Origin of the sequence: Pseudomonas sp. OA65 (assembly GCF_017498305.1) — a bacterium.
Lineage (GTDB): Bacteria > Pseudomonadota > Gammaproteobacteria > Pseudomonadales > Pseudomonadaceae > Aquipseudomonas > Aquipseudomonas zanjanensis.
On sequence record NZ_JAGDEZ010000011.1, the window covers coordinates 185,275 to 192,400 of the forward strand.

Below are 7,126 nucleotides of genomic sequence, written 5' to 3' on the forward strand. Positions count from 1 at the left end.
AACACGCCACAATGCAATCGACGCCTGCCACCGGATCAGCGAATGCTGACGCGGATGACGCCGAGCGAAAAACCAGCAAGGAACGCCCATGAATTTCTTCAAGAAGCTCTTCGGTTCACCAAAAGCCCCTGAAACTCAACACGACCAGCCCGCTCCGCAATTCCCTGAGCTTGTCGACCTGACTGAGGCTGAAGCCGCCAATCTGGCCGTCCGGGAAGCCGGCGCAGCGTGCCTGGATCGTCATTGGAGCGCTGTCGGCACGGTCGAGCGGGATGTCCTTGCCTACTTGATCAGCCCGACCTTTTCCGGCGGCCCGTACTGGCCTTCGACCCGCCAGGCCTACCGTGTGGTTCGCCGTGGCGACACGATCATCCTCGCCACCGAAGGCCTGTCCGATCCATTCGATGACACGGAAGGCATGGGCAACGGTTTCGAAATGGAGTTGTTCGTCGAAACCGCGGACATCCCCGAACACGCCCGTGGCCCCGTGGGCGAGGTCGATCCTTTCAAGGGCAGTTGGGCATTTGAATTGGTGGAACACGTCGCCAAGACGGTGGCCGACGCGGGCGGCATCACCCACCAACTCGACCAGTATGGGGCGCTGTCCCTTGAACTTCCCGGGCTCAGCCAATCGCACCACATGAGCGACCAATTGCCCAAACACTTCGTGACCGATGACGACTCCACCGGCGTTCTGCTCGGTGCCCCGGCGCCGGATTTCCCGACCCAACTGGATGACATGCCGTTGTCGCCGGTCAGATTGGTGCCGGTGGTATTGATCACCGCGGCGGAGCTGGAGTACGTGCGTTCGGGTGGGCGAGCGGCGCGGGAGGATCTGGTGAGTCGTTTGCAGGCGGCAGGGGTTGGGCATTTGAGCAGCTTGCATCGGGCGAGCGTGGTGTGATGGCGCAGGGGTACCTTCTTGGACGCTGCAGTGCTACAGGTCCAAGGTTTTCGTCATGATGATCGTGCGCTCTGACTTGTGGAACTCATCCCGGACTTTTTCAAAGCCAAGCGAAGCATAAAAGCCTTCTGCGGTGATTGAAGAGGGAACCCGCAGCAGGTTCAGGCCTGCGTTGATGGCGATCGATTGAATCCTCGCCATCAGGTGTCTTCCGAGACCCTTCCCTTGATAGCTCGGGTCGACAAACACGCTTCGGACCACGTCCTGATCGAGGCTCGCCGTTGCAACGATATGATTGTCGACTGTTGCTACGAGTATCTGGCGTTGAGCCAATAATTGAAGAATTGCCGGCGGGGAAAAATTTTGCGCCACTTGATCGATAATTTCGGGTGAGTAGTCTTGGGCATTGGACTGGCGCAAGGCATTGATAATCGTTTGACTGATGGCCGGGGCATCGGCGGCCATAGCGTTTCGAATCAGATAATCCATCAAGGTAGCTCCTTGCGCATAGTCGCTTGAGCATAGAAGGATTCGGCTTCACTGACCAAAACGGAAGGCGCAATGGCTGATTATCGCGGACTCATCCTCGAAGACACCCGTGAAGGCGCCACTGACCGTGCCATCTCACAATTGGAAGCCAGCCTGGGTGCCCGCCTGCCGGACGACTATCGCCAGTTTCTCAAGACCTGCAACGGCGCCTACGTGGAATACGATGTGTTGGCCACGCTCGCCAATGGCTATGAGGAATTGCTCAGCTTTTCGCTGTACGGGCTGGATCTGGACGAAAAGTATGAATCCAACCCTTTTGAGCTGGAGCAACTGCGGGCCCAGCCCGGCTTCCCCGAGACGGGATTGTTGCCGATAGGTCGCGACGGCGGCGCGAGTATCTTGCTGCTGGATGTGCGGGAAGGGCGCCAGGACGTGGCGGCGATGGTGGCGGGTTTACCGGCCTGGACCGGGCGCCGTCAGCAGGGCGATGAGTACGTGGTGTTGGCGGATTCTTTCAATGGTTATCTGGACTTGCTGCATCTATCGGAAGAGCGGATCGAGGAGCATATCAATCACTTCATGATCAGCCCTGAGAGTGTTGAGGCGACGTTGGAGTGGTTGGATAAGGGGAGCCCGGGGTGGCGGGAGCGGTATCGGGAATTGTGGAATGCGCGGGTTTTGGATCGGTTGATTTGACGACTCGCCGGTGACTAACATCCTTAGATGTATACAGGCTCCTTTGGGGCGACTATGCCTGTCCTGAAGGGGCTGCAATCGACCCGAAGCGGACATCAGAATATCTGGCGACTCACGCAGAGGATAAGGTCGTAAGATGCGTGCTTCGTTGTCGATAAGGAAATCGCCATGTCACCGAACAAGGCTTGCCCCGTAATCCTCTCCAGCATTCCTGGCACACACATCCTTCTGTTCCGCCATCCAATAGCAGGCGTACAACTGGTCAAAGGAACAATCGAGAAAGGCGAAACTCCAGTTGAGACCGCTCTGCGCGAATTAAGCGAAGAGTCGGGCATTACGGACGCCTCGGTTGTCAGCGATATGGGCTGCTGGGACGCCGAGCATCTCGACCAGATATGGTCATTTCAGCTGTGTTTCACCCAGGCATCCTTGCCGGAGCAATGGACTCATCTCACGCTCGATGACCATGGCCATTTCTTTAGCTTTTTTTGGGCTCCGCTCGATAATTTGCCGTATGCCGACTGTCATCCGGTCTTCCGTAGAGCGTTAATGTTCCTAACTGCCAGGCTGACAGCGCGAGGTTTTGTGTTGGCTCATGAGCAAAGCAGAAATATGTGATCCGAAGCTTCGACTTTATGTCCTCAGACGTCTCTCCAGCGACCGCTTCTGGCCGATTTCAGCCTATCTCGAAGGGCTGCAGCCGACCCTTTACGGACTCTCAGCGTTATCCATATCGGTCTGTCCCCGATGCTTCGGGGTCTTGGCTCGATAGCTGCGTCGTAGCAGGCAGCAGACGGCAAATAACGGTCGGTCGACTGATTGGACTGGGACAGTTACGCTGGGGTTTCTTATCTGTACGGAAAGGCCTATGACACAGCTATACCAAGGAAGCTGCTTATGCGCTGCCGTCAGTTACGAGCTACTCGTCTCACCAAAAGCAGTGAGTCATTGTCATTGCAGCCAGTGTCGCAAGGGGCACGGGGCAGCATTCGCATCGTACGGCAGCATTCCCCGTAGCGCGCTTCGAGTACTTCGCGGTTCCACCAACATCAAAAGCTATGCTTCGTCAGAGGCCGTATTACGTGAGTTCTGCATCGATTGCGGTTCGACTCTGTTTTGGTCTCGATCTGAAGGTAAATTCTCCGACTGGGTCTCGATAGCGTTGGGCACGCTTGATACACCTTTCCTGCCTCAAAAGCAGAAGCATGTTCATGTCGACTCCGCAGTCCTCTGGTTCAAGCCATCTAACCTGTGTTCTCAGGTCGACTGACGGCTTTGATCGCTTTCTGCCGGTCTCAGTCACCCAGCGTGTTGGTTAAGTCCGATGCAAACGATAGGTCAAGTCGAATTCAAAGGGTGGACAAGCCTGTGCAATACCCAGTTGAGAGCAACATGAAAGTTCGAAAAGCCTTACTAACCGATGCAGAATCTGTGTCCAGACTCCTGGGCCAGTTAGGCTACCAAACCTCGCCGAAGCTAATCCGAGATAAGCTTGAAGCATTAGAACTTAGCGCTCGCGATACCGTGCTGCTGGCACAAGACGGTAAAAATATTATCGGTGTCATAAGCTTACATGTACTTGAGCTGTTTCATCAGCCGGGTAGGCTCGGACGCATTACCTCGCTTGTCATCGATGAAGACGCCCGAGGACAAGGAGTAGGGGCGATGCTAGTTTCCGCTGCTGATGCATTTTTTATAGAACAACTTTGCGTCCGGGCTGAGGTGACTAGCAGCGACCACCGAATGCAGGCTCACATTTTTTATCAACAGCAAGGTTACGCGGTCGACGAGCGTCGGTTTGTCAAACGGTATGATTCTTCCGGGGCATAGTAAGTTTAAATTCGACGAGCACGTCACCTTGATCAAGATTTGCAGCTTGATTAGATGGCTGAGTCCCGATTTTTCGAATGACGACGATCACCATGGTTGAGCGCCGGCGAATTTGAATATCCCTTCGCCGCTTGAATCCATTCTTCAGTCAAGACGGTCAATGGCTCGTGCAAGATTGGCGCGTGCCCGCTGCTCAAATGCATCGAAGTACGCTGCGGTCGTATAGATCCGTCCACGCGCCAGGAAACCTTCAAGGACCTGGCGCCGTTTCTGGCGGTACACAGGCAGAGGCACAAACGAGTACTCGCGGCGAATTTGTTGGTCGTATTCCTCGAACCGCTCGAACGATGCCCCAAGGATCGCCAGATCCGTGTCTACCAGCACCGCTTCGTCTACCGACGCTGGGGCGCCGTCGTGTCGCGTCACCATCACCAGGTCGTAAAGCCTGCGTCGCGTTTCTTCGCCCAAGCCGCTATTGCGTGCCACGTCATCCAACCATTGCGCACTGCGCAGCTCGTTGTCGCTGCGGAGGGGGTCGTAGATCGCGTCATGGAACCATAACGCGAGGTCGACTTCTGCGGGAGCCTGGCAGGCCGCGTTGACGTATCGGCGCACCTGAAGGCATTCCTTCAGATGCTGCAGGTTGTGGTACGCGCGGTGCGGCTCGCCGTAGTGTCGAAGGAGTTCTTCGTAGGTTTCTCGTGACGCGTCTCTGACGCCAAGCACCTCCCAGACGCGAGCCCAGGCGGCGAAAGCTGTGCCATCGGTCACGTCGAGGTCATCGTGTGTGCTGGCCGGGAATAGACCGTTCCTTTCTGCCGAACCCGTCATCGTTTCTCCTGCGGTTCAAAAATGGAAAAAGCGCAATTACCCATGTTCTGCTGCCAACATCGACCTGAACTCAGAAATGATCTCTGAAGATAACCCGGCACCTTCGAACACTGCGCAGGTGAAGCTTACGGGGGCAGGGCCTGGAGCAGTGATGATGCGGTCCGCAACCACAGCGACTGGGCTGCTTCGATAAAACTCATTTCCTTCATAACCCACGGCATTCTTGTGCAAAAAGTCTGCGCTGTTCGAGGTATGAGGAACCGTGTCGAGAAGCCCGGCCCTGGCAAGGGCTAGCGTTCCTCCGCAGATACCGGCAATTGTCGCGCCACTTGATCGACTCGCTTGAAGAAAATCGCGAATGTCGGGTGCTTCGGCACGTTCCCAGACCATTCCTCCAATGACGACGACAACGTCCGGTTTCCAATCCAGGCATTCTTGCAAACTGTTATCAACCGTTACGGCCAATCCACCCTGGGAACGGAACTGCCCCGTAGCGGGAGCGAAAAACCTGAGGTCGATCCCGTAAAAAGGGGACGCAGTTCCAGCGATGAAAGCATATTCCCAGTCCGCAAAACCGGGTGTCAGTATCAAACCCATGCGTGCCATCAGTCAGAATCCTCCATGAATGCCAAATGTCTACCACGGCATTTTCGTTAAGCCGCGGCAAGTCAGTACCACCGGTTACAAACTGGCTTTTTTGTCTGCTGGGGATTGCGCCAGAAACTCCGCGATCAGCGACACAACCTGCTGCTGAATCACCCCCCGAGCACGACCGCCATCACCATCCCGACAAATGATCCCATCCCCTGGCACTTCCTCTTCAAGCATTTCTTCCGCGCCAGGTTTGCACATCGACATGAAGCTGAAATGGCTCGCGTCTTTGATCTCGACGTAACGGCTTGTCGCCGATGAAAGTCGCTTGGCCAAATTGGCAGACTCCAACTCGGCGGGAAGTTCTTGCGACGGTACGCCGGCAGCGATCACCAGGGCGGGGACAGGCAGCGCGGCCAAGCTTTCATCGGTCAGGCCCCGTGACAGGCCCAAGTCCAATGTCACCACCGCAGTAACACGTTTATCGCGCCAATCAGCGGCCAGCTCGGCCTTTGCTTCAGCGGTGCTGGCGGGGTTCATCTGTGCGTAAACGGTGCAACTGGCTAACTGCGAATGAGCTTTGCAGTCTTGGGCGAAGCGCTCTGGATCGAAGCGGGCGCCGGCGATTTCCAGGGCGGTCCAGCCGCCGAGTGAATGGCCCACGGCTGCAATTCGGTCGTTGGCGACGCGGCCAAATTTTTCCGGTTGAGCCGTGACCGCATCGATGGCCCGACGCAGGTCAACGGGCCGCTGCCATAGCTGCGCCGCTGATTGCGGGCTGCGGTCATGGGTGGTGCTGCCGGGGTGGTTGATGGCGGCGACGATGTAACCCTTCTGGGCCAAGGCGCTGGCCAGCCAGATCTGGTTGCTCCAGTTGCCCCTGTAGCCGTGGGAGAGCACCACCAGTGGATGTTCGCCGGCAGTGGGCGGCGCGTTACGCACGGCAGAGGCGCCGACAAACACCGCGTTATCGGCGATCAATTGCGGGGTTGCGGTGGTTGCGCTGGGGTACCAGACGACCATCTCCAGGGCGCGGCCATTGTGCGGATCCGGCAGGGTGGAGGATTGGAAGCCGATGGGGTTTTCGTCAGCGAATGCGGTCGTTGTCAGGCAGGCCAACAGCAGGGCGCCGAGAGCTGTTTTCAATGTCGTTTCTTCCTTGATTAGACGAATGGGGCTGTCGATAAGCCCCGGCATTAAAGCTCAGATTCGAACCGCAGTGCATAACTTTTATCGACCCGAGAAACTAGCTCGAAGGCAAACTTCGAGAGGGAGAATTTATCACCGGTGTCCATACGAATATTGCGCAACGCCACTACGTTTCTTGGCGCGTCTTTTTTCTTGAAGGTACTCACCTTGGAGCGTCAGGATCTCAGACTTGCTCAGAATGCCCTTTCTCTTGAGATTGACGAGCAACTGTTCGACGTTATCCAGTTCGACGACGTCGCCGGTCAGACGGGTGATGGTCGCGGCCATACGACTGATGGCGTCAAGCTCAGCGGTGATATTGTGGGTTTCAGCAAGCCTGCGGACCTGAGTTGCGACACTGTCGGTAGCGGTGTGCGTCATTGGGGAGTTCTCTACCACAGCCAGACCCGGCATGGAGCTGTTTTCTTTTGTGGCGAGGGAGCTTGCTCCCGCTTGAGTGCGCAGCGCTCACAAAAAGGGGCCGCTGCGCAGCCCAGGGGGAGCAAGCTCCCTCGCCACAGGTTCATCATTTACTTAAGTGAACAGCAACTGGGACAACTGGATAGTACAGACAGTGTTCGCCCTCCCAATCCTGTT

Annotated in this window: 10 protein-coding genes; 5 read left to right on the forward strand and 5 right to left on the reverse strand. The window is 56.5% G+C overall.

The features are described 5' to 3' along the window. Positions 1 to 88 precede the first annotated feature (88 nt). Positions 89 to 904: a suppressor of fused domain protein gene (locus tag J3361_RS12520; RefSeq protein WP_207964857.1), complete on the forward strand. Its 816-nt coding sequence runs from the start codon at positions 89 to 91 to the stop codon at positions 902 to 904. 33 nt (positions 905 to 937) lie between these two features. Here the strand turns inward: J3361_RS12520 and J3361_RS12525 are convergent, their stop codons facing one another. Beyond that, on the reverse strand, positions 938 to 1,393 hold the full coding sequence (locus J3361_RS12525; protein WP_207964858.1) for a GNAT family N-acetyltransferase: 456 nt from the start codon (positions 1,391 to 1,393) through the stop codon (positions 938 to 940). Between the two features lie 72 nt (positions 1,394 to 1,465). Between J3361_RS12525 and J3361_RS12530 the strand changes: the two genes are divergently transcribed. From J3361_RS12530 to J3361_RS12545, 4 genes are all read left to right on the forward strand, one after another. Continuing rightward, complete coding sequence (locus J3361_RS12530; protein ID WP_207964859.1) at positions 1,466 to 2,089, forward strand: SMI1/KNR4 family protein; 624 nt, start codon at positions 1,466 to 1,468, stop codon at positions 2,087 to 2,089. 168 nt (positions 2,090 to 2,257) lie between these two features. Then, on the forward strand, positions 2,258 to 2,707 hold the full coding sequence (locus tag J3361_RS12535) for an NUDIX domain-containing protein (RefSeq protein ID WP_188251013.1): 450 nt from the start codon (positions 2,258 to 2,260) through the stop codon (positions 2,705 to 2,707). Between the two features lie 250 nt (positions 2,708 to 2,957). Then, positions 2,958 to 3,359, forward strand: a complete 402-nt coding sequence (locus J3361_RS12540) for a GFA family protein (protein WP_207964860.1) — start codon at positions 2,958 to 2,960, stop codon at positions 3,357 to 3,359. Between the two features lie 122 nt (positions 3,360 to 3,481). After that, a complete protein-coding gene (locus tag J3361_RS12545; protein ID WP_207964861.1) occupies positions 3,482 to 3,919 on the forward strand; it encodes a GNAT family N-acetyltransferase in 438 nt (145 codons plus the stop codon). Positions 3,920 to 4,063: 144 nt separating this feature from the next. Here J3361_RS12545 and J3361_RS12550 read toward each other — a convergent pair whose 3' ends face one another. The 4 genes from J3361_RS12550 to J3361_RS12565 form a co-directional block, all read right to left on the reverse strand. Next, on the reverse strand, positions 4,064 to 4,750 hold the full coding sequence (locus J3361_RS12550; RefSeq protein WP_207964862.1) for a hypothetical protein: 687 nt from the start codon (positions 4,748 to 4,750) through the stop codon (positions 4,064 to 4,066). Positions 4,751 to 4,786: 36 nt separating this feature from the next. Next, the gene (locus tag J3361_RS12555) at positions 4,787 to 5,356 is read right to left on the reverse strand and encodes a DJ-1/PfpI family protein (protein WP_207964863.1); all 570 of its coding nucleotides are present in this window, start codon (positions 5,354 to 5,356) and stop codon (positions 4,787 to 4,789) included. 75 nt (positions 5,357 to 5,431) lie between these two features. Continuing rightward, positions 5,432 to 6,487, reverse strand: coding sequence for an alpha/beta fold hydrolase (locus J3361_RS12560; protein ID WP_207964864.1), 1,056 nt, complete (start codon positions 6,485 to 6,487; stop codon positions 5,432 to 5,434). 135 nt (positions 6,488 to 6,622) lie between these two features. Beyond that, entirely contained in the window at positions 6,623 to 6,910 is a 288-nt protein-coding gene (locus tag J3361_RS12565; protein WP_207964868.1) for a hypothetical protein, read from the reverse strand. Between the last annotated feature and the right edge of the window lie 216 nt (positions 6,911 to 7,126).